General features: G+C 61.3%; 17 protein-coding genes. 8 read left to right on the top strand and 9 right to left on the bottom strand.

The genetic code is table 11. From position 1 onward, the window contains the following. Nucleotide 1: 1 nt before the first annotated feature. Nucleotides 2-880: an N-carbamoylputrescine amidase gene (aguB, locus tag AC3IX4_RS27755; RefSeq protein WP_489258490.1), complete on the bottom strand. Its 879-nt coding sequence runs from the start codon at nucleotides 878-880 to the stop codon at nucleotides 2-4. A gap of 146 nt (nucleotides 881-1,026) precedes the next feature. Continuing rightward, complete coding sequence (locus tag AC3IX4_RS27760) at nucleotides 1,027-3,921, bottom strand: aminotransferase (protein ID WP_489258491.1); 2,895 nt, start codon at nucleotides 3,919-3,921, stop codon at nucleotides 1,027-1,029. A gap of 105 nt (nucleotides 3,922-4,026) precedes the next feature. On the opposite strand from AC3IX4_RS27760, the gene AC3IX4_RS27765 reads away from it, so the two are divergent. Genes AC3IX4_RS27765 through AC3IX4_RS27775 form a run of 3 tightly spaced genes read left to right on the top strand, consistent with a single transcriptional unit; the run spans nucleotide 4,027 to nucleotide 7,688 of the window. After that, nucleotides 4,027-5,835, top strand: a complete 1,809-nt coding sequence (locus AC3IX4_RS27765) for a sensor histidine kinase (RefSeq protein WP_489261384.1) — start codon at nucleotides 4,027-4,029, stop codon at nucleotides 5,833-5,835. Then, nucleotides 5,832-7,226: a sigma-54-dependent transcriptional regulator gene (locus AC3IX4_RS27770; RefSeq protein WP_489258492.1), complete on the top strand. Its 1,395-nt coding sequence runs from the start codon at nucleotides 5,832-5,834 to the stop codon at nucleotides 7,224-7,226. Before AC3IX4_RS27765 ends, AC3IX4_RS27770 begins: the two co-directional genes overlap by 4 nt. A 6-nt stretch (nucleotides 7,227-7,232) precedes the next feature. Continuing rightward, nucleotides 7,233-7,688, top strand: a complete 456-nt coding sequence (locus AC3IX4_RS27775; RefSeq protein WP_489258493.1) for a YiiD C-terminal domain-containing protein — start codon at nucleotides 7,233-7,235, stop codon at nucleotides 7,686-7,688. Between the two features lie 561 nt (nucleotides 7,689-8,249). On the opposite strand, the gene cysQ is transcribed toward AC3IX4_RS27775, so the two are convergent. Together cysQ and nudE are read right to left on the bottom strand one after the other, a co-directional pair. Continuing rightward, nucleotides 8,250-9,092, bottom strand: coding sequence for a 3'(2'),5'-bisphosphate nucleotidase CysQ (gene cysQ, locus AC3IX4_RS27780; protein ID WP_489258494.1), 843 nt, complete (start codon nucleotides 9,090-9,092; stop codon nucleotides 8,250-8,252). Then, the gene (nudE, locus tag AC3IX4_RS27785) at nucleotides 9,089-9,655 is read right to left on the bottom strand and encodes an ADP compounds hydrolase NudE (protein WP_489258495.1); all 567 of its coding nucleotides are present in this window, start codon (nucleotides 9,653-9,655) and stop codon (nucleotides 9,089-9,091) included. Before nudE ends, cysQ begins: the two co-directional genes overlap by 4 nt. Nucleotides 9,656-9,746: 91 nt before the next feature. Here nudE and yrfG point away from each other — a divergent pair, with 91 nt between their 5' ends. Beyond that, nucleotides 9,747-10,409 carry a GMP/IMP nucleotidase gene (yrfG, locus tag AC3IX4_RS27790; RefSeq protein WP_489258496.1) on the top strand — a complete coding sequence of 221 codons (663 nt, stop codon included), beginning with the start codon at nucleotides 9,747-9,749 and terminating at the stop codon, nucleotides 10,407-10,409. A gap of 18 nt (nucleotides 10,410-10,427) precedes the next feature. Here the strand turns inward: yrfG and lysM are convergent, their stop codons facing one another. After that, a complete protein-coding gene (gene lysM, locus AC3IX4_RS27795; protein WP_489258497.1) occupies nucleotides 10,428-10,868 on the bottom strand; it encodes a peptidoglycan-binding protein LysM in 441 nt (146 codons plus the stop codon). A 107-nt stretch (nucleotides 10,869-10,975) separates the two neighbouring features. Between lysM and AC3IX4_RS27800 the strand changes: the two genes are divergently transcribed. The 4 genes from AC3IX4_RS27800 to AC3IX4_RS27815 all read left to right on the top strand — a co-directional run bounded on the left by AC3IX4_RS27800 (nucleotide 10,976) and on the right by AC3IX4_RS27815 (nucleotide 15,869). Then, entirely contained in the window at nucleotides 10,976-11,863 is an 888-nt protein-coding gene (locus tag AC3IX4_RS27800; protein WP_489258498.1) for a LysR family transcriptional regulator, read from the top strand. Nucleotides 11,864-11,957: 94 nt separating this feature from the next. Further along, nucleotides 11,958-12,797 carry a formate dehydrogenase accessory sulfurtransferase FdhD gene (gene fdhD / locus AC3IX4_RS27805; protein WP_489258499.1) on the top strand — a complete coding sequence of 280 codons (840 nt, stop codon included), beginning with the start codon at nucleotides 11,958-11,960 and terminating at the stop codon, nucleotides 12,795-12,797. 2 nt (nucleotides 12,798-12,799) lie between these two features. Continuing rightward, a complete protein-coding gene (locus AC3IX4_RS27810) occupies nucleotides 12,800-15,130 on the top strand; it encodes an FdhF/YdeP family oxidoreductase (protein ID WP_489261385.1) in 2,331 nt (776 codons plus the stop codon). Between the two features lie 253 nt (nucleotides 15,131-15,383). Next, a complete protein-coding gene (locus AC3IX4_RS27815) occupies nucleotides 15,384-15,869 on the top strand; it encodes a glycine zipper domain-containing protein (protein WP_489258500.1) in 486 nt (161 codons plus the stop codon). Between the two features lie 42 nt (nucleotides 15,870-15,911). On the opposite strand, the gene AC3IX4_RS27820 is transcribed toward AC3IX4_RS27815, so the two are convergent. From AC3IX4_RS27820 to hslO, 4 genes are all read right to left on the bottom strand, one after another. After that, nucleotides 15,912-16,340 carry an acyl-CoA thioesterase gene (locus AC3IX4_RS27820; protein ID WP_489258501.1) on the bottom strand — a complete coding sequence of 143 codons (429 nt, stop codon included), beginning with the start codon at nucleotides 16,338-16,340 and terminating at the stop codon, nucleotides 15,912-15,914. A gap of 116 nt (nucleotides 16,341-16,456) precedes the next feature. Continuing rightward, entirely contained in the window at nucleotides 16,457-17,683 is a 1,227-nt protein-coding gene (locus tag AC3IX4_RS27825; RefSeq protein WP_489258502.1) for a 3-hydroxyacyl-CoA dehydrogenase, read from the bottom strand. A gap of 297 nt (nucleotides 17,684-17,980) precedes the next feature. After that, complete coding sequence (locus tag AC3IX4_RS27830; protein WP_489258503.1) at nucleotides 17,981-19,525, bottom strand: phosphoenolpyruvate carboxykinase; 1,545 nt, start codon at nucleotides 19,523-19,525, stop codon at nucleotides 17,981-17,983. 179 nt (nucleotides 19,526-19,704) lie between these two features. Then, entirely contained in the window at nucleotides 19,705-20,613 is a 909-nt protein-coding gene (hslO, locus tag AC3IX4_RS27835; RefSeq protein ID WP_489258504.1) for an Hsp33 family molecular chaperone HslO, read from the bottom strand. Nucleotides 20,614-20,687 lie beyond the last annotated feature (74 nt).

The raw sequence follows: 20,687 nt of genomic DNA on the forward strand, positions 1-20,687 counted from the left end.
TTCAGGACTCCAGGGAACCGTCCAAAGTTTTAAGGGCGCCGTACAGGTTCGGACGTCGGTCGCGGAAACTGCCCCAGGCGCTGCGAGTGTGTTCAAGCTTATCCAGATCGAAGCGGTGAACCAACACGCCTTCTTCGGTCTGGTTCAACTCTTCGACCTTTTCGCCAAACTGATTGGCGATAAACGAGGAGCCGTAAAAGGTGATGTCGTAACCATCCTGCTCTTCCCGGCCAATGCGGTTGCTCGCCACCAGAGGCATCAGGTTGGCGCCGGCATGGCCTTGTTGCACGCGCTGCCAGTGCTCACGCGAAGTGATGCTGGCGTCGTGCGGTTCGCTGCCGATGGCGGTTGGGTAGAAGAGGATTTCCGCACCTTGCAGCGCCATGCTGCGGGCGCACTCGGGGAACCACTGGTCCCAGCAGATGCCCACGCCGATTTTGGCGTAACGGGTTTGCCAGACTTTGAAGCCGGTATCGCCCGGGTTGAAGTAATACTTTTCGTGGTAGCCAGGGCCATCGGGGATGTGGCTTTTCCGATAAATCCCGAGGTTTGAGCCGTCGGCGTCGATGATCGCGATGCTGTTGAAACGGGCACGACCCGCCAGCTCGAAAAAGCTGATCGGCAGAACCACGGCCAACTCCTTGGCAACCTTTTGGAAATGCAGGATCGCCGGGTTGCACTCGGGCGGGGTCGCCAGCTGCAGGAAGTCTGCATTGGGCTTCTGGCAGAAGTACGGGGTTTCGAACAGCTCCTGGATCAGGATGATCTGCGCGCCCTTGGCCGCCGCTTCGCGGACCAGCTTTTCGGCATTTTCGATATTGGCCTGGGTATCCCAGGAACAGGCCATCTGGGTAGCGGCGACGGTCACGATACGGCTCATTGAACACCTCGTTGAGTGGCTGGCTTCGACAATGGGCGTATTTATATCCGATAAATATCGGCTTTAAAACTTAATTCAGTAACCGCCTGGCGAAAAAAAGCCTGTTAACCCGATAACAATCGATTTAACAGGCTTCAGATGAAGGCTTACAGGTCTTCTGAAAGCACCTTGGACACGCTGTCCGCAAAGAAGTCCACGCTTTGGCGGGTGGTGCACATCGGCGGTTTGATCTTGAGGATGTTCAGGTAATCACCCGTCGGCTGCATGAAGATACCCAGATCGCGCAGGCGCTCGCACAGGATGGCGGTCTCGGCCGTGGCCGGCTCCAGCGTGGCGCGGTCGCGCACCAGCTCAAGGCCCAGATAGAATCCCGAACCATGCACCGCCCCCACCAATGGATGTTTATCGATCAAGGCTTCAAGCCGCGCCTTGAAATGCCCGCCCACTACACGAGCGTTTTCCCACAGGCCCTCTTCATCCATCACATCAAGCACGGCCATGCCGATCCGGCAACTGACCGGGCTGCCACCGGCCGAGGAAAAGAAATAACCCTCGGCTTCCAGTGCTTCGGCGATTTCTCGGCGGGTGATGACCGCGCCCAGGGGGTGACCGTTGCCCATGCCCTTGGCCATGGTGATGATATCCGGCACCACGCCCTGCTCTTCAAAGCCCCAGAAATACTCGCCCAGGCGGCCGTAACCCACCTGTACTTCATCGGCGATGCACACGCCACCGGCCGCCCGAACCTTGGCGTACACCTGCTGCAAATAACCCGGTGGCAGGGCGATGCCACCGGCGTTGCCGTAGACCGGCTCACAGATAAAACCGGCCACTTGCCGTTGCTGGCCGGCCAGGTTCTGCAGGTTTTCTTCAACATTTCGCACATAGTCGGCGGTGCTGTCGCCCCCGCGAAAAGTACCTCGATAGGTATTCGGCGCCGTCACCGGATGGACCCAATCGGGCCGAGTGCTCAGGGCCTGGGGGTTATCGGCAATCGAGGTGGAGATGGCGTCGGTGGCCACCGACCAGCCGTGGTAGGCCTCCAGCACGCTGAGCATGTCGCGCCCACCGCTGTAGGCCCATGCCAAGCGAATGGCCAGATCATTCGCTTCGGTGCCGCTGTTGACCAGAAACACCCGGTCCATCGAGTCGGGTGCCAGCGCCAGCAGGCGCTCGGAAAACTCGGCGATAGCGGCGTAGTGGAAACGTGAGTTGGTGTTGAGCAGCGACCATTGTTTGGCCGACTCGGCAGCCATACGCGGGTGGCCGTGGCCGAGCACCGCGACATTGTTGAGCATGTCGACGTAGGAACGGCCCTGCATGTCGATCAGGTGATTGCGCCAGCCTCGTTCGATCTGCGGAGGCGCCTGGTAGTAATGCTTTTGCGAACGGGCAAAGCTGGCGTCGCGGCGTGCCAGCAGTTCAGATGCGTCCTGCAATGGCTCTGCATCGCAATCAAACCCCAGCACTGCACGTGGGGAGGGGCATAAGGCTTTCCATGCTGCGGCGCGCGATGACGTACAAAACAAGGGTGGCAGCCCCCCTTCGGCGCTGCACAGTTGAATGCGCAAATGCGCTTCGCTGTGGCCCAGCGCTTGGCCTGCAAGCACGGTGGTTTCGCTGGCCACTGTCAGTACCAGGCCCCACAAGTGCAGGCTCAAATCTTCGCCCTGCAACAGTACGCCGCCCTCCTCCAGCAGCCGCACGGTGCCCGCGAACGGCGCCTGGACGATGGTTTCGGCAGGGATTTTCACATCCACATGCAAGGCGCAGGTGTCGGGCTCGTCGGAGCAATCCGGGCGGGTGCGGGACAGTCGATACTGGCCATACAGTGTGGTAGCGAGGCCGGTGTTGTCTGCGCCCTCCTCCAGCAAACGGGCGTCGATGCCAGGCTGCTGCCAGTTGCCAGCGGTGAAGTGCGGGCTCAAGACGCCCAGGTCGACGCGCTCGAAATGCTCACCGGCAAGCTGCGGCAGCAAAGGCAAAAAGCTTCGCGGATAAACCGGGGGGCCCTCAACAATCGCCGCCTCCATCAACGCCTGCGGCACCGAGGTAGCCACCTCGAAAATTTCCCACTCATGGGCCAGGTTGTCCCGGCTGTAGGCATTGCCCGGATCGACACTCACCTGCTGCTCACCGCTGAGCACCAGCACCGCAGCCCGCTCGACTATCAGCGGCCACAAGGCTCGCAGCTCGGGCAACGTCAATGGATTGCACGCGTGATAAGCCCGCACTGTCGGCAAAATCCGCATCGGATCGCCCTCGGCATGGTGCAGCAAGGCCGCGCAGGTGACCGCCAGGTCGGCAATCCGCCAGGTACGCAGCAGATCCCCGAAATCGATGATGCCCTGTAGTTGCCATTGCCGCTGCTCATCGCGAAGCCAAACGGCGTTGTCATCGGTGATGTCCAGGTGCACGGCCTGCACGGGTAGTTGTTCGCGCAATGGTTGCAGACGACGATCGGCCTCACCGACAGCCGCTTTGAGCGCCTGCTGGCGAGTAGCATCGGTCAACACCGGCATCAGGTGCTCGATCATGACTTGGGCATGGCGCGGGTCCCATTGCAGGGTGCGGGCCAGCCCCTCGTGCTCAAAATCCGCCAATGCCAGGTCGACTTCAGCACACACCTGCCCAAGCTGTGCCATCAGTGCTGCGCTCATATAAGGCAGGCGGGTCAGGGACTGGCCGTCGATGTAGTCGAGCAGTCGAACGCGCACCGGTTGCTCCCCCACCGTCAGCGCCAGCAACCGCTCTCCATTGAGTGCGGCCACCACACCGGGCACCGGCAGCCCCTTGGCCTTGAGGTGATCCAACGCCGCATGCTGTGCCTCGATCTCCACCGCGGCGTAGTCGCCATGGCAAATCTTCAGCACGTAGCGTCCACGCTCGCTGTCGAGGCGAAAATTGAGGTCTTGCTGGCTGCCCAACGACTGCAACGACCCTTGCAAGCCGTAGTGCGCCAGCAGCCATTGCGCCGCCTGATCGGCATCGACGGACGGGCCTGGGAGGCTGGCACGGTGAATCAGAGTGGAGAGCGGCATGATCGGAGCCTCGGTGTTTTTGCCGCTTATATCGCCACTGCGCCGACCGATTCGCAAGAGGCTGGCGCATAATGCCGGCAAACTTCGACGCCAAACTGCATGCCCATGACCCTGACCGCACTTCGTCGCCCCCGTTGGCGCAGCCTGGCCTTGTTGGCACTGTGCCTGGCACCGCTGCTCTGGCCGCTGGAGCACCTTGCCGAACGCTATTACCGCAGCGAATTGACCAGCCAGAACCGGCAAACCCTCGACCTCTACGTGGCCAACCTGTTGGGCACCTTGCACCGCTACGAAACGCTGCCGCAGATTCTGGGCGACCTGCCAGCGCTACGCGCCATCCTTGCCAACCCCTTCAATATCGAAGCCCAGACCAACGCCAACCGCCTGTTGCAGGACATCTGCAAGCAAACCGGCGCCGAGGTCATGTACCTGATGGATACCAAGGCCAATACCCTGGCCTCTTCGAACTGGGACAAGCGCGATAATTTCGCGGGCCGTAATTTTGCTTTTCGGCCTTATTTTCGCGATGCCATCGAGGGTCGGCTGGGGCGATTCTTCGGCCTGGGTACCACCTCGAGCAAGCGCGGATATTTCTTCGCCGCCGCCGTGCGTGATGGAGAAAAAATCGTCGGGGTGCTGGTGATCAAGGTCGACCTGGACCACACCGAAACCCTGTGGGGCAAGTCGCCCGAACAACTGCTGCTGACCGACCACAATGGCGTGGTGATCCTCACGTCCAGGCCGGAGTGGCGCTTTAGGGCCACCCGTCCTCTGACTGAAGATGAGCTGGCGGCCATCAAGGCCATCCAGCCCTACCCGACCCAAGACCCAAAGCCTCTGAACCTGGACAGGAACGCCTGGCTGATCCAGACCCAGAGCATCGAGGAAACCGGCTGGCAAGTCAGCATCCTGGCGCCCCGCACCCTCCTTGACCGCCCGGTCCGCACCGTGGTGGCGGTGGGCGGCGCGACCCTGCTGGTGATCATGCTGTTGCTCGGCTTGATGATGCAGCGACGGCGTAACTATTTGGACCGTATCGAGTTCGAGGCCCATGCCCGACAAGAGCTGGAGGTGCGCGTGATCGAGCGCACCAGTGACCTTGAAGGCCTCAACCGGCGCCTGAAAACCGAAGTGCTGGAGCGCGAGCAGGCCCAGCAGGAGCTGGTACAGGCGCAGGACGAGCTGGTCCAGGCCGGCAAGCTGTCGGCGCTGGGCACCATGTCGGCCAGCATCAGCCATGAGCTCAACCAACCGCTGGCGGCCATTCGCAGCTACGCGGAAAACGCCGAGAAATTTCTCGACCACCAGCGCACCGATGACGCTCGTGGCAATCTCAAGCTGATCAATGAGCTGACCGGCCGCATGGCCTCGATCATCGCCCACTTGCGCGCCTTCGCCCGTCGCGACCGCCACGCACCGGAGCGGGTGGCGCTGCAACCGGCGCTCGAAGATGCCCTGGCGCTGCTGGGCAAACGCCGCCGGGCGATGGCGGTGGAACTGGTACGGGATATTCCAGACGCGACCCTGTGGGTCCAGGCTGGCGAAACCCGGCTGCGCCAAGTGCTCGGCAACCTGCTGGCCAATGCCCTGGATGCGCTCACCGAAAAAGCCAACCCGCGCATGCTCTGGCTCAGTGCCGAACGCCAAGGTGAGTACGTCAACCTGTACATTCGCGACAACGGCCCAGGCTTCAGCAGTGAAGCACTGGCCCGGGCACGGGAGCCTTTTTTCACCACCAAGACCCGCACCCAGGGGCTTGGCCTGGGCCTGGCCATCTGCGATACCTTGATGCGGGCGCTGGGTGGCGAGCTGCTGCTGGCCAACCATCCCCAGGGCGGCGCTTTGCTGACCTTGCGCCTGCGCGCCGCGGAACCGGGCGCCAACCTTCAACCGCCGGAGGATTTATCTGCATGAGCACGGACACCGCCATCGACAGCCTCGTCAACGTGGTGCTGATCGACGACGACCCGCACCTGCGCCAAGCCCTGAGCCAGACCCTGGACCTGGCCGGGCTCAAGGTCATGGCCTTGAGCGAAGCCCGGGGCCTGGCCGCGCGTATCGAGCGAGACTGGCCGGGCGTGATCGTCAGCGATATCCGCATGCCGGGCATTGATGGCATGCAGCTGCTGGAGCAACTGCATGCCCAGGATGCCGAACTGCCGGTGCTGCTGATCACGGGCCATGGCGACGTGCCCCTGGCGGTACAGGCCATGCGCGCCGGTGCCTATGACTTTCTGGAAAAACCCTTCGCCAGCGACGCCATGCTCGACAGCGTGCGCCGTGCCCTGGCCTTGCGCCGATTGGTGCTGGAAAACCGCAGCCTGCGCTTGGCCTTGAGCGACCGACAAGAACTCAGCGCTCGGCTGGTCGGCCAGTCTGGCCCCATGCTGCGTCTGCGCGAGCAGATCGGCGCCTTGGCCGCGACCCGTGCCGATGTGCTGATCCTGGGCGAAACCGGTGCCGGCAAAGAAGTGGTGGCGCGCGCTCTGCATGACCTGTCGGCCCGCCGCAATGGCCCTTTCGTCGCCATCAACGCTGGCGCGCTGGCAGAGTCAGTGGTCGAAAGCGAGCTGTTTGGCCATGAGCCCGGCGCCTTTACCGGCGCGCAGAAGCGCCGGATCGGCAAGTTCGAATTCGCCAATGGCGGCACACTGTTCCTGGACGAAATCGAGAGCATGAGCCTGGATGTACAGGTCAAGCTGCTGCGCCTGCTGCAGGAGCGTGTGGTGGAGCGCCTGGGCGGCAACCAGCTGATCCCGCTGGATATCCGCATCATCGCCGCCACCAAGGAAGACCTGCGCCAAGCCGCCGACCAGGGCCGCTTTCGTGCCGACCTCTATTACCGGCTGAACGTCGCCCCACTGCGCATTCCACCGCTGCGCGAGCGCGGTGAAGACATCCTGGTGTTGTTTCAATATTTCGCCGATACGGCCGGTGAGCGTCATGGTTTGCCCCAACCGCTGTCCGAACTGCAACCGGCGCAGCGCGCCATGCTGCTGCGCCATACTTGGCCTGGGAATGTGCGTGAACTGCAAAACGTCGCCGAGCGCTTTGCCCTGGGCCTGGAGCTGGCACTGGACAACGAGCATCCCGAATCGACAGCCCCCCACTCAGTGGCCATCGGTAGCGGCAACCTCAGCGAGCAGGTCGAGCATTTCGAACGCGCCCTGATCGCCGCCGAGCTGGCGCGCTCCCACAGCTCCATGCGCAGCCTGGCCGAAGCGCTGGGCATACCGCGCAAAACCCTGCATGACAAGTTGCGTAAGCACGGCTTGAGCTTTGCTGCCAGTGACGACACGGAGTAACCGGGCATGACTGACACTCGTAAAAAACTGCAGGCACTGCTGCACCACGACATCCCCCTCACCCGGGAAATGGGCCTTGAGGTGCTCGACTGGCAAGCCCAGTGCCTGCGCCTGAAGCTGCCGCTGGCGGCCAACGTCAATCACAAGAGCACCATGTTCGGTGGCAGCCTGTATTGCGTAGCGGTGCTGGCCGGCTGGGGCTGGCTACACCTGCGGCTGCGCGAAGAAGGGATTGAAGACGGGCATATCGTGATCCAGGAAGGACAGATCAGCTATCCGTTGCCGGTGACGGGCGATGCGATTGCGCTGTGCGAGCCGTCGGAAGATAAAGTCTGGAAGAAGTTTGTCGCGACGTATCAGCGCTATGGCCGGGCGCGGCTGACATTAAACACCCAGGTGATGAACAGCGGCAGCGAGCAAACGGCAGTGCAATTCAGCGGGCAGTACGTATTGCATCGTTAAAACCGCGCTGCCCGCATCGCGGCATAGGTATCTACACATCTTTTGGTGTACTGCATTTCGTAGCAGTGGACGAGTAGAACGAGGCCACGTCCGGCTGCGCAGCAGTCGTAAAACCTGGCACTTCAGTATTCAGATACACCGCGAGTACAGGCTTTGCGAGGACTACGTCCCCGGACCTGGCCTCGCTGAACTCGTCTACTGCTACGAATGTAGCCGCTGACGAGGTACGAGGCTGCGATCGGCAGCGAAGCGGCCGTAAAACCTGAGACCGTAATCCATCAGGCACACCGAAGGGCCTGAATTTACGACGGCTTCGCCGCCGATCGCAGCCTCGTACCTCGGCAGCGGCTACAAGAGCCGCGCTGCCCCAGAATTGTGTAGATACCTATGCGCATCGCGGTGCAACAGACAATCCGCGGCGTCCGCATCGCGGGTACCCAGCTCCTACCGGCCCGTGTAGGAGCCAGCCTTGGCTGCGATGCGGTCACCACGGTGCAACAGACAAACCGCGGTGCATTCATCGCGGCTAAAGCCAGCTCCTACCTTAACCGTGCCCCACCGTCAGGTAGGTGTATCAATCATGGCCAACAGCAACAAATCACCGCGCCAAGGCGCCGCTGCCGGCAAGGCCAGGAAAAACGGATTCAGCAATGACTCACGCGCCGGGTAGCTGAACACCTGCCCGCTCACTTCCAGCACTTCTCCCCCGGCCCCTTCCAGCACACCCTGTGCCGCCGCGGTATCCCACTGCGAAGTAGGCGCCAGGCGCGGATAACAATCCGCCGCCCCTTCGGCCAATAAACAGAACTTCAGCGAACTGCCGATATTGGCCAATTGCAATTCACCCAGCGCCGCACTCAACCCGGCCAGCAGCTTCTCCTGCTCGGGGCTCGAATGACGGCGGCTGGCAACTACGGTGAAGGCTTCTCCGGCAGCCGGCAGCGTGCGCACCTTAATGGGCTGAACACTGCCATCGGCTTCACTGCGAAACGCACCCAAGCCTGCACCGCCGAAATAACAGCGACCGTTAGTCGGCATCGCCACCACCCCGAACACCACCCGCCCCTGTTCGACCAAGGCGATGTTGACGGTGAACTCTTCGCTGCCGGCAATAAATTCCTTGGTGCCATCCAGCGGATCGACCAGCCACCAGCGCTGCCATTGGGCACGCACTTCAAGGGGGATATTGCAGTCTTCTTCCGACAGAATCGGAATATCCGGCGCCAGGGCCGTCAGGCCGTCGACGATCACCTGGTGGGCCGCCAGATCGGCCGCCGTCACCGGCGAGTCATCCGCCTTGGCGGTCACGGCCACGTTCATGCGCCAGAACGGCACGATGGCCTCACCCGCACGATGCGCCAATTCGATCACGCCAGGAATCAGAGGGTGGATAGCAGTACTCACGGGATGAATACCCCGCGCTGGGTCAGCAGGTCGCGCACCAGATACAACGACGCCAGGGCCCGGCCTTCGGAAAACTGCGGATGCTGGGCCAGGGCCGACAGCTCGCGCAGGTTGACCTTGTCGACGCGCATCGGCTCGGGCTCATCGCCCGGCAACGACTCTTCATACAAATCGTAAGCCAGCACCACCTGGATTTTCTGGCTCATGTAGCCCGGCGACAGCGACAACTCAGTCAAATGTTCCAACTGGCGCGCACCGAAACCGGCCTCTTCCTTCAGCTCCCGGTTGGCCGCCGCCAGCACATCCTCGCCTGGCTCGATCAGGCCCTTGGGCAAGGACAACTCGTATTCATCCGTACCACCGCAGTATTCTTCGACCAGCAGTGCATGGTCGGCATCGATCATCGCCACGATCATCACGGCCCCGTACCCTGTGCTGCGCCCAACCAGCCGTTCATAGGTGCGTTCTGTGCCATTGGAGAAGCGCAATTGCACAGCTTCGACACGAAATAGGCGGCTGCTGGCGACAATCTCGCGAGCAAGCACAGTGGGTTTTTGGCGCATGGGGCGGCTCCTTGGCGTGAACGGGTTACTATACCGTGGCTTGGCCCTGCGAAGGCCAGCGTCAGACCACCCCTGCTTGAGAATATTTCACATGCCTTCCATTGCCTGGCCCGATATCGACACCGTTCTGCTGGACATGGACGGCACCCTGCTGGACCTGCATTACGACAACCACTTCTGGCTCGAACACTTGCCCCAGCGTTATGCCGAGGTGCACGGCATCAGCCGCGCCATGGCCGAGCTTGAGCTGCAGCCGCTGTTCGAGAACAACGCCGGCAAGCTGTGCTGGTACTGCCTGGACTTCTGGACGACTGAACTGAAGCTACCGGTTCGCGAGCTGAAGCTGGAAACGGCCCACCTGATCGCCCTGCGCCCGGATGCCGATACCTTCCTCAAAGCCATCCATGCTGCTGGCAAGCAGGTGATCATGATCACCAACGCCCACCGCGACTCGCTGTCGCTCAAGCTTGAGCGGATTGAACTGGCGCCCTATTTCGAGCGGCTGATCAGCTCTCACGACTATGGCTTTGCCAAGGAAAGCCCGCAGTTCTGGAGTGCGCTCAAGGACGACATCGATTTCGATCCGGCCCGCAGCCTGTTCATCGACGATACCTTGTCGATTCTGCGCAGTGCACGAGACTTTGGCGTGGCGCACCTGCTCGCCGTACGCGAGCCCGACAGCCGCAAAGGGCCACGCGATACGGCGGAATTCGATGCAGTGGAAGACTACCGGGCGCTGATCGAAACGCTGTGATCGGCGCCCGCCATACCGTTACTTTGGAACGCGCAAGACCTGCCCAGGGTAGATTTTGTTGACGTCCTTGAGCATGGGTTTATTGGCGTCGAAAATTTTCTGGTAGTGGTTGGCATCGCCATACACGACCTTGGAAATGGCGCTCAAGGTGTCGCCTGCTTTTACCGTGACAAACTGCGCGGCCAACACTACCGGCCCTGTGACGATGATTTGGTCATCCACCGTGGCTACACCCGCGATATTGCCCAGCGTCAGGAGGATTTTTTCTTTTTCTTCCTGGCTCGCCACTTCACCCGTCACGGTTACCTTGTCCCCGTCCACCGTGGCTTGCACATTTGGATTGCCCAACCCCACCTTCGCCACATGGTCCTTCAACTGCTCACTGGCATTGGCATTACCCGGCGTCAGCAGGTCGATCAACTTCTCGCCGGCTTCCTTCACAAAGCTGAATAGACTCATGACACACTCCATCGTTATCAGTTGAACCGCTTAGTCTAGCCAAGGCTGGCAAATCGACCTGCCGGACAGGCTAAAATCCCGGTTCGCCCACAGGCCCGAGACAGACGATGGACATCAAACAGCTCAAATTCCTCATCGCCCTCGACGAGACCCGCCACTTTGGCCAGGCGGCAGCGCGCTGCCACGTCACCCAACCAACGCTGTCGATGCGCCTGCGCAGCCTGGAGGAGGAACTCGAACTGCCCCTGGTCAATCGCGGCCAGCGCTTCGAGGGTTTTACCGCCCCCGGTGAGCGGGTACTGGCCTGGGCCCGCACGGTATTGGCCGCTTATGACGGGCTCAATGCTGAAGCCGCCGCTTGCCGTGGGCATCTGGTGGGCACCTTGCGCCTGGGCGTGGTGCCGCTGTCGAACTTCGACCCACTGCCACTGCTGCAGCAATTGCACCGCGAACACCCCAACCTGCGTTTTGAGCTGAGCGCCCTGAGTTCAGAGCAGATCCTCGAACAGTTGGCGAACAATCGCCTGGATTTGGGCATTTCCTACCTGGAACGCCTGGATAACGAACGCTTCGAAACCCTGGCCTTGAGTGAAACCCGCATGGGCTTGCTCTATGACCCGCGCTTTTTCAGCTTCGAGCCCGCGCCTTTGAGCTGGGACGCACTGATTGAATTGCCTTTGGGCCTGCTCACCAGTGGCATGCACTTTCGCCAGTCCATCGACCATAACTTCCACAGCCGCGGCCTGACCCCGCAACCACTGCTGCAAACCGATGCCGTGCATCAATTGGTGCAAGCCGTCCATGGGGGCCTGTGCTGCGCGATCATCCCGTTGGACGGCGGCCTTGAAGCACTGACCGATCACCTGCGCCTGCAACCCATCGAGCAGGCGCAAACCCTGGCCGCCCTGGGCCTGATCATGCGCCGCGGGGCGCCGCGTTCGGCGCTGGCCGAAGCCTGCTTCAGCCTCTACCGGCAATCCTCAAAGCCTTCTTGATCGACGCCGTCTATCACGGCATCGGTATAAGCGATTAGACGCCATACCCGCGCAGGCCTAGTCTTAAAGCACTCTTTCCCTGCCGGTATGCGCGATGAATGCCAAGCACCCGGCCTGCGCGGTGCTCACTGCGTCCACGCCTGCACCGGCGGCCAGCCAGACTTATCAATACTGCGACCTCTCCCATGAGGCCTCGGCCAATGCCGCATTGGCCGAAGAAGTGGCCCTGGCCATCGCCTTCAACGGCATCAGCCAAGCCGTCATGCTGGTCAGCCCTAACGATCTTGAAGACTTTATTGTCGGCTTCAGCATCGGCAGCGGCATCGTTGCCAGTGCCGATGAAATCTATGACATCAGCTTGTCTGGCAATGGCTCGGCGCAACAGGCCGAAGTCGAAATCGCCAGCCGTGCCTTCTGGGACCTGAAAAACCAGCGCCGCCAGTTGGCCGGCACCAGCGGCTGCGGCCTGTGTGGCGTCGAAGCCGTCGAGCAGGCGTTACCGCAATTGAGCGTGCTGCCAGGTGCCCCGCTGCCGCCCGCCGAGTGGCTGGACGGCCTGCGCCAGCGCATCAGTGCCTTCCAGCCGCTGGGCCGGCACTGCGGGGCAGTGCATGCCGCCGTCTTCATGGACTCCACGGGCGAACTGCTGTTCGGCCGTGAAGACATCGGCCGCCATAACGCGCTGGACAAGCTGATCGGTGCGTTGGTGCGGCAAAAAATCTGCACCGACGGCGGGCTGGCCATCGTCACCAGCCGCTGCAGCCTGGAACTGATCCAGAAAGTTTTGCGTGCCGGCATTCAAACCCTGGTCAGCCTGTCCTCGCCTACGGGCCTGGCGCTGCAATGGGCACGCCGACACAACCTCAACCTTATCCACCTGCCGCAACACAGTGCGCCGCGGGTCTATAGCCCTGCGATGGAGAATTCAGCGTGAGCATGCACCACAAAGCCGACCAGACGCCCACCCCGCGCTACAAGCCTTACAACGGCGCAGCCGGTGGCTGGGGCGCCCTGCAGAGCGTGACCAAGGCTTGGCTGGGCAGCGACAATGCCCTGAAAAACATCCGTGCCCTGCTCAAGACCAATCAGAACGGCGGTTTCGACTGCCCTGGCTGCGCCTGGGGCGATTCGCCAGAAAGCGGCATGGTCAAGTTTTGCGAAAACGGCGCCAAGGCGGTCAACTGGGAAGCCACCAAGCGCCGTGTGGACGCCGCCTTCTTTGCCAAGCACAGCGTCACCTCGCTGCTGGCCCAGAGTGACTATTGGCTTGAATACCAAGGCCGCCTGACCGACCCGATGGTCTACGACCCGATCAGCGACCGTTATAAGCCAGTGAGCTGGGACGACGCCTTCAACCTGATCGCCAAGCACCTGCTCAACCTCGAAAGCCCCGACCAGGCCGAGTTTTATACCTCCGGCCGGGCCAGCAACGAGGCGGCTTACCTGTACCAGCTGTTTGTGCGCGCCTATGGCACCAACAACTTCCCGGACTGCTCGAACATGTGCCACGAAGCCAGCGGCGTGGCCTTGTCGCAAAGTGTCGGGGTCGGCAAGGGCACGGTGACCTTCGATGACTTCGAGCACAGCGACGCGATTTTCGTCTGGGGCCAGAACCCCGGCACCAACCACCCGCGCATGCTCGAACCGCTGCGCGAGGCGGTCCAGCGCGGTGCCCAGGTGGTCTGTATCAACCCCCTAAAGGAGCGCGGCCTGGAGCGATTCCAGCACCCGCAGCACCCTATCGAGATGCTCACCAACGGCGACCGCCCGACCAACACCGCCTATTTGCGCCCGGCGCTGGGTGGTGACATGGCGCTGATGCGCGGCATGGCCAAGTTTTTGCTGCAGTGGGAACGTGAGGCGCAGGCGAATCAGGCCCCGTCAGTGTTTGACCATGACTTTCTCAACGAGCACACCCAAGGCGTGTTGGAGTATCTGACGGCCGTCGACACCACCTCCTGGGAGCAGATCGTCGAGCAGTCCGGCCTCAACCTTGATGAAGTCGAGCAAGCGGCGCGGATGTATCGCAAGGCCAACAACGTGATCATGTGCTGGGCCATGGGCATTACTCAGCATCGCCATTCGGTGGCGACCATCCAGGAAATCTCCAACCTGATGCTGTTGCGCGGCAACATCGGCAAGCCCGGTGCCGGCCTGTGCCCGGTGCGCGGCCACAGCAACGTGCAGGGCGACCGCACCATGGGCATCAATGAGCGCCCGCCTGCGGCCTTGCTCGATTCCCTTGAAAAGCGCTTCAAGTTCAAGGTGCCGCGCCACAACGGCCATAACACGGTCGAAGCCATCCACGCCATGCTCAAAGGTGAGGCCAAGGTGTTTATCGGCCTGGGTGGCAACTTCGCCCAAGCTACCCCGGACAGCCACCGCACCGCGAAGGCTCTGCGCAATTGCGACCTGACCGTGCAGATCAGCACCAAGCTCAACCGCAGCCACCTGATCCACGGCAAGGAGGCTTTGATCCTGCCGTGCCTGGGGCGTACCGACATCGACATGCAGGCCCAAGGCCCGCAAGCGGTCACCGTGGAAGACTCCTTCAGCATGGTGCATGACTCCCATGGCCAGCTGCAGCCGCTGTCCAAACAGATGCGTTCGGAGCCTGCAGTGATCGCAGGCATTGCTGCCGCCACCCTGGGCACCCATCCGGTGGACTGGAACTGGCTGATCGCCGACTACCGGCGCATTCGCGACTTGATTGCAGACACCATTGCCGGCTTCAAGGACTTCAACCAGCGTCTGGAACACCCGGGGGGCTTCTATCTGGGCAGCAGCGCCGCGGACCGTCGCTGGGCAACAACCAATGGGCGCGCCAACTTCAAGTCCAACGCCTTGCCAGACGACTTGCTGCACGCCGATATCCGTGACAGCGGCCAGGTGCCGGACCTGATCATGCAATCGATGCGCTCGCACGATCAGTACAACACCACGATCTATGGCCTGGATGATCGCTATCGGGGGGTCAAGGGCCAGCGTGACGTGATGTTCGTCAATGAAGCCGACATCATTCGCCTGGGCTTCAAGCCTGGACAGAAGGCCGATATCGTTTCGCTGTGGAGTGACGGGATTGAGCGGCGGGTCAAAGGCTTCACGCTGTTGGCCTTCGATATCCCGGCAGGCCAGGCAGCGGCCTATTACCCGGAAGTGAATCCGTTGGTGCCGCTGGAAAGCGTCGGTGACGGCAGCCACACGCCAACGTCCAAGTTCGTTGCCATTCGCCTGGAGCCTGCCAGCGATAGCGCTCGGATCATCTGATAACCGGGGTTGGCCACTTTATGCCTAAGGGCGTAAGGTGGTCGCTTCCTCGAATTACGCCCACAAAAAAGGCCTTTGCATCACTGAAAAGGCCTGTCCGAAGTAACCTAAGACCGACGAAAAAGCAGAAAGTTTCATCGAAAAAACAGTAATTTAGCGTTTTGTGTACATGTCGTGCTATTCGTCGGATTTGCGTTGAAAGCTCCCTCTCAGAGCCTCAGGATCGCCTCGTCATCCCTCTGAGGCTCTCTCAATGAAGAAGTACTCCTCGATTCTGTTGTTGTCCCTTGGCTTGCTCAGCGGCGTTGCGTCGGCGGGCGGCACTACCGAAGCTGGTATTGGCGGCGCACTGGGTGGGGTATTGGGTTCGGTGGTCGGTCAATCGATCGGCGGCAGCACCGGTTCTGCGATTGGCGCAGGCCTGGGTGGTGCGGCCGGTGGTGCGGTAGGTGCCGACAAACGCAGCCGTGGCGAAGCGGCCATTGGTGGTGCGCTGGGCGCAGCAGGCGGCAACGTGGTTGGCCGCAGTGTCGGCGGCACCACCGGCAGCCTGATCGGCGCAGCAGCCGGTGGTGGCGCGGGCGGTGCCCTGGGTAACTACATGGGCAACGAGAGCGACCGCGATGATCGCCGCTACCGTGACCGTGGCCGTTACGACGACCGTCGTTACGAACGTCGTCATGACCGTGGCCGTCACTACGGCCACCGCAAGCACAAGCACTGGCATGACGACGATTAAACCGTGCCCATTGGAAGGGCTGGCCGCACCGCTTGCGGCCAGCTAGACCAACGCTTGCAACACCCCGCGTAACCGCTCTGGAATCGCCACAGGCCGATTCGATACCCGATCCACAAACACATGCACAAAGCGCCCTGCCGCACAGGCATCGGCCTCTCCCGCCTTGAAGACCGCCAGCTCATACTGCACTGAACTGTTGCCCAGCTTGCCCACCCGCAGACCGATCTCGATGCGATCGGGAAAGGCAATCGAGGCAAAGTAGTCGCAGGACGAGCTCACCACGAATCCCACTACCTCCCCGTCATGGATATCCAGCCCACCTTCCTCGATCAGGTAGGTGTTCACGGCTGTGTCGAAAAAGCTGTAGTAGGTCACGTTGTTGACGTGCCCATAAACATCGTTGTCGTGCCAGCGCGTGATGATCGGCTGGAAATGGCGGTAATCGCTGCGCTGTGGAGTCTTTTCGCTCATGGTTTCCTCGATAACGGTTGTGTAGGAGCAGAGCTTGCTCGCGATGGCGTCACCGCTGTCATCTGGCAAACCGTGTCGACGCCATCGGGAGCAAGCTCTGCTCCTACAGGGGAATATCAAGCTTGCGACAGCCGACCGCCTTCGGCCGCCAAGCGACCGATCAAGCCTGCCGGTCGCCAATGCTCGCCCAATTGCGCCTCAAGTGCCAGCAGGCGTTTCTTGATCAGTGTCATGCCTTGGGCATCGGCCCAGGCCATCGGGCCACCTTGAGCCACTGGAAAGCCATAGCCATTGAGGTAGACCAGGTCGATGTCATGGGCCGAGTCGGCGATACCCTCTTGCAGAATCTTCGCGCCTTCGTTGACCAGCGCCAGCAGGCACCTTTCCAGGATCTCCTGAGCGCTGATAGCGCGCCGTTCGTAGCCCAGACCCCGGCTGACCCCGACCACCAGTGCATCGACCTCAGGGTCGTGCTCAGCCTGCCGACTCCCCGGTTCATAGTGATAGAAGCCGTTGCCGGCCTTCTGGCCATAACGACCCAGCTCGCAGAGTCGGTTGTCCACCTGCACCAGTGGGTCGTCCTGGCCCTTGCCGGCCAACTCCCGAGCACGCCAGCCCAGATCGATACCCACCACATCGAACATGCGAAACGGCCCCATGGCGAAGCCAAAGTCCTGCATGGCCTTATCCACCTCATAGGGTAAGGCACCTTCGAGCAGCATCGAGCGCGCTTCACGAACGTAGTTATTGAGCATGCGATTGCCGATAAAACCATGGCAATTGCCGGCCACCACGCTGACTTTGCCCATGCGCTCGCCGAGCGCCTTGGCAGCCTGAAGCACAGCCGGCGCAGTCTTGGCACCGCGCACCACTTCCAGCAACTTCATGATGTGGGCCGGGCTGAAGAAATGCAGGCCCAGCACTTGGGCGGGACGCTTCGTAACCGCTGCAATCGCGTCGATATCCAGCTCTGACGTATTGCTGGCCAAAATGGCAGAGGGCTTGAGCACAGCATCCAGCTCGCGAAAGATGTTTTGCTTGAGCTCCAGGTTCTCGTACACGGCCTCGATCACCAGGTCCACATCGCGGATAGCCGAATAATCCACCGCCGACTCTACCCGCCCCCGTCGCGCCGCCGCCTCTGCTTCATCGATACGCCCTTGGCGCACGTTGTGCGCGTAGGTCTCGGCCACCGCGGCCATGCCCTGCTCCAGCATCTGCGGATTATTGTCCAGCCATTGCACCTGCACGCCGGCATTGGCCAGGCACATGACAATGCCCCGGCCCATGGTCCCGGCGCCGATCACGGCGGTGCGCTGAATGTTGAAAGCGGTCTGGCTCATGCTACTTCCTCGATCATCGGAGCTTCGGATACACCGAACCATAGAACAGCGAGGGGCAGGTTTTGAACTTTATTAGTGTGATACGTGGCATTCGGGGGATGAATACCTGCGCCCACACATGCAAAAGCCGCCCCGAAGGGCGGCTTTGACAGCGGTGCGTTCATCGCGGTGGTCCGGCATTCCGGTAAACCCTGCTCCTGTAGGAGCCAGGCTTGCCTGCGATGGCCGTTACGCATTCCATCAGGCAAACCGCGGTGCGTTCATCGCGGGTAAACCGGAATGCCGGACCACTAGCTCCTACAGCTGAGGACCTGCCTGCTTGATAGCCTCGGAAACTTCGAACTTCTTGAAGTTTTCGATGAACAGACCGGCCAGGCCTTTAGCGGCTTGGTCGTAGGCGGCTTTGTCTTCCCAAGTGTTACGTGGGTTGAGCAGGCCGCCGTCTACGCCTGGGACCGACTTCGGCACGTCCAGGTTGATCACGTCCAGGTGCTCGGTTTCGGCACCGATCAGAGCGCCGCTCTGGATGGCAGCGATCACGCCACGGGTGGTCGGGATGTTGAAGCGCTTGCCAACACCGTAGCCACCGCCGGTCCAGCCGGTGTTGACCAGGTAGACCTTCGAGCCGAAGCCACGGATACGCTTGATCAGCAGTTCAGCGTATTCGCCAGCCGGACGCGGGAAGAACGGGGCGCCGAAGCAGGTGGAGAAGGTCGACTTGATGCCGCTGCCCGAACCCATTTCAGTGGAGCCAACCAGTGCGGTGTAACCCGACAGGAAGTGGTAAGCCGCCTGCTCTTCGCTGAGGATCGACACCGGTGGCAGTACGCCGGTCAGGTCGCAGGTCAGGAAGATCACAGCGTTTGGCTCGCCGCCGAGGTTTTTCGGTGCGCGTTTTTCGATCAGCTCACGCGGGTAAGCGGCGCGGCTGTTCTGGGTCAGGCTGTCGTCGGTGTAGTCCGGCAGGCGAGTTTGTGGATCCAGCACGACGTTTTCCAGCACGGCGCCGAACTGGATGGCTTTCCAGATCACCGGCTCGTTCTTCTCGGTCAGGTCGATGCACTTGGCATAGCAACCGCCTTCGATGTTGAACACCACGCCTTCGCCCCAACCGTGTTCGTCGTCACCGATCAGGTAACGGCTTTCGTCGGCCGACAGGGTGGTCTTACCGGTGCCAGACAGGCCGAAGAACAGGGTGACATCACCCTCTTCGCCCATGTTGGCCGCGCAGTGCATTGGCAGCACGTCGGCCGCTGGCAGCAGGAAGTTCTGCACAGAGAACAGGGCTTTTTTCATTTCGCCGGCGTAACGCATGCCCGCGATCAGCACTTTCTTGGCGGCGAAGTTGATGATCACGGTGCCGTCGGAGTTGGTGCCGTCACGCTCTGGCTCGCACACGAACCAAGGGGCGTTGAGGATCTGCCACTCTTGCTTGGCGCCCGGGTTGTACTGTTCAGGGTTAATGAACAGGCAACGACCGAACAGGTTGTGCCAAGCGGTTTCGGTGGTCATCTTGACCGCCAGGTAGTGCGCCTCATCGGAACCGACGTGCACATGGGAAACAAACCGCTCGCGCTCGCCCAGGTAGGCTTCCACGCGGTTCCACAGGGCGTCGAACTTGTCGGCCGGGAATTTGCGGTTGATCGGGCCCCAGGCGATTGCGTCCTGGGTGCTCGGCTCTTCGACGATAAAACGATCGACCGGCGAACGACCCGTACGGTGACCTGTTTTCACGACCAGCGAGCCATTAGCGGCAAGCTCGCCTTCACCGCGACGGATGGCTTCTTCCACCAGTTGTGCGGTGCTGATATCGGTGTACACGGCGTTGTTGGCTTGCGTCATGAGGTTCCCCATCGGCCGATGGCCGAGTGCTCCAAACGTTTTGTAGTAGACACGTTTTTACTACTACAGCGAAAAAAGTGGCCCGGATTATGCCAGAAAAGCCCAAAAAAAGTAGAGCCCTCCTGTCAGAACAGCGCTATCCCGGCCTTTCACAGGACTTTCTCCTGCGCTGAAGCGTTTTAGTGACGAGTGTCTGACGGGTTGTCCACACCACCGCCTGCGAACAATTGCGCTACATCCGCGGCATCGAACAAATAACGCTCGTTGCAGAACTGGCAATCGATCTCGACCGTGCCGTTGTGTTCCTTGACCAACTGTTCGGCGTCATCGGCGCCCAGGCTGATCAGCGCACGGGCCGAACGCTCGCGCGAGCACGTGCAACGGAATGTCAGCGGCTGGATATCGAACAGGCGCACATCTTCTTCGTGATAAAGGCGATGCAGAATGGTTTCGTTGTTCAGGCTCAACAGCTCTTCGGCGTTCAGGGTATGGGCCAGGGCGGTGATGTGCTGCCAACTGGCGGCGCGATCGTCTTCATCTTTAAGGCGGTCGGCCGGCAGTTGCTGCAGCAGCACGCCGCGCGCACGAGAGCCGTCGGCGTAGAGCCAGAAACGGGTGCCCAGCTGCTCCGATTGCTTGAAGTAGTTGGTGAAGCAGTCTGACAGGCTGTCACCGGCCAGCTCGACGATGCCCTGGTACCGCTGGCCCTGGGTAGGGTCAATGGTCATCACCAGTTCGCTCTGGTCTTGAGGCATCAGCTCGCGCAGGGTGGCGCCGTCGGTGATCTGGTCTTCGTGATAGCGCGCCAGGCCGCGGATCTCGCGCTCGCTGGAGCATTCGATCATCAGCATCGGTACAGGGCCGTTGGAACGCGCCTGAAGCACCAGCAGGCCGTCGAACTTCAAGGTGCCGACCAGCAAGGAGGCGGCCGCCATCAGTTCGCCGAGCAATTGCGCGACCGGACCTGGGTAGGGGTGTTTGGCCAGCACTTCGGCGTAGCTGCGTTCCAGCGAAACCAGTTCGCCGCGCGTGTCGCTGTCGTCGAAAATGAAGCGCTGGGTAAAATCGGTGTCAGGTAGATCGTGCATAAGTCTGTCTGTCTGGATGGGTGACAATGGCGGTTGCCCGCTGCATTACTGTGTTTCCGAGCGCAGCCATTTGG

The organism is Pseudomonas sp. KH_021, assembly GCF_057838865.1.

Bases quoted from the DNA above. Each gene is read 5' to 3' on its own strand.
- AC3IX4_RS27765 (WP_489261384.1), top strand. From the start codon at position 4,027: ATGACCCTGACCGCACTTCGTCGCCCCCGTTGGCGCAGCCTGGCCTTG.
- aguB (WP_489258490.1), bottom strand. From the start codon at position 880: ATGAGCCGTATCGTGACCGTCGCCGCTACCCAGATGGCCTGTTCCTGG.
- AC3IX4_RS27815 (WP_489258500.1), top strand. From the start codon at position 15,384: ATGAAGAAGTACTCCTCGATTCTGTTGTTGTCCCTTGGCTTGCTCAGC.
- yrfG (WP_489258496.1), top strand. From the start codon at position 9,747: ATGCCTTCCATTGCCTGGCCCGATATCGACACCGTTCTGCTGGACATG.
- AC3IX4_RS27825 (WP_489258502.1), bottom strand. From the start codon at position 17,683: ATGAGCCAGACCGCTTTCAACATTCAGCGCACCGCCGTGATCGGCGCC.
- AC3IX4_RS27770 (WP_489258492.1), top strand. From the start codon at position 5,832: ATGAGCACGGACACCGCCATCGACAGCCTCGTCAACGTGGTGCTGATC.
- nudE (WP_489258495.1), bottom strand. From the start codon at position 9,655: ATGCGCCAAAAACCCACTGTGCTTGCTCGCGAGATTGTCGCCAGCAGC.
- AC3IX4_RS27800 (WP_489258498.1), top strand. From the start codon at position 10,976: ATGGACATCAAACAGCTCAAATTCCTCATCGCCCTCGACGAGACCCGC.
- AC3IX4_RS27810 (WP_489261385.1), top strand. From the start codon at position 12,800: ATGCACCACAAAGCCGACCAGACGCCCACCCCGCGCTACAAGCCTTAC.
- AC3IX4_RS27760 (WP_489258491.1), bottom strand. From the start codon at position 3,921: ATGCCGCTCTCCACTCTGATTCACCGTGCCAGCCTCCCAGGCCCGTCC.
- fdhD (WP_489258499.1), top strand. From the start codon at position 11,958: ATGAATGCCAAGCACCCGGCCTGCGCGGTGCTCACTGCGTCCACGCCT.
- AC3IX4_RS27820 (WP_489258501.1), bottom strand. From the start codon at position 16,340: ATGAGCGAAAAGACTCCACAGCGCAGCGATTACCGCCATTTCCAGCCG.
- AC3IX4_RS27830 (WP_489258503.1), bottom strand. From the start codon at position 19,525: ATGACGCAAGCCAACAACGCCGTGTACACCGATATCAGCACCGCACAA.
- lysM (WP_489258497.1), bottom strand. From the start codon at position 10,868: ATGAGTCTATTCAGCTTTGTGAAGGAAGCCGGCGAGAAGTTGATCGAC.
- AC3IX4_RS27775 (WP_489258493.1), top strand. From the start codon at position 7,233: ATGACTGACACTCGTAAAAAACTGCAGGCACTGCTGCACCACGACATC.
- hslO (WP_489258504.1), bottom strand. From the start codon at position 20,613: ATGCACGATCTACCTGACACCGATTTTACCCAGCGCTTCATTTTCGAC.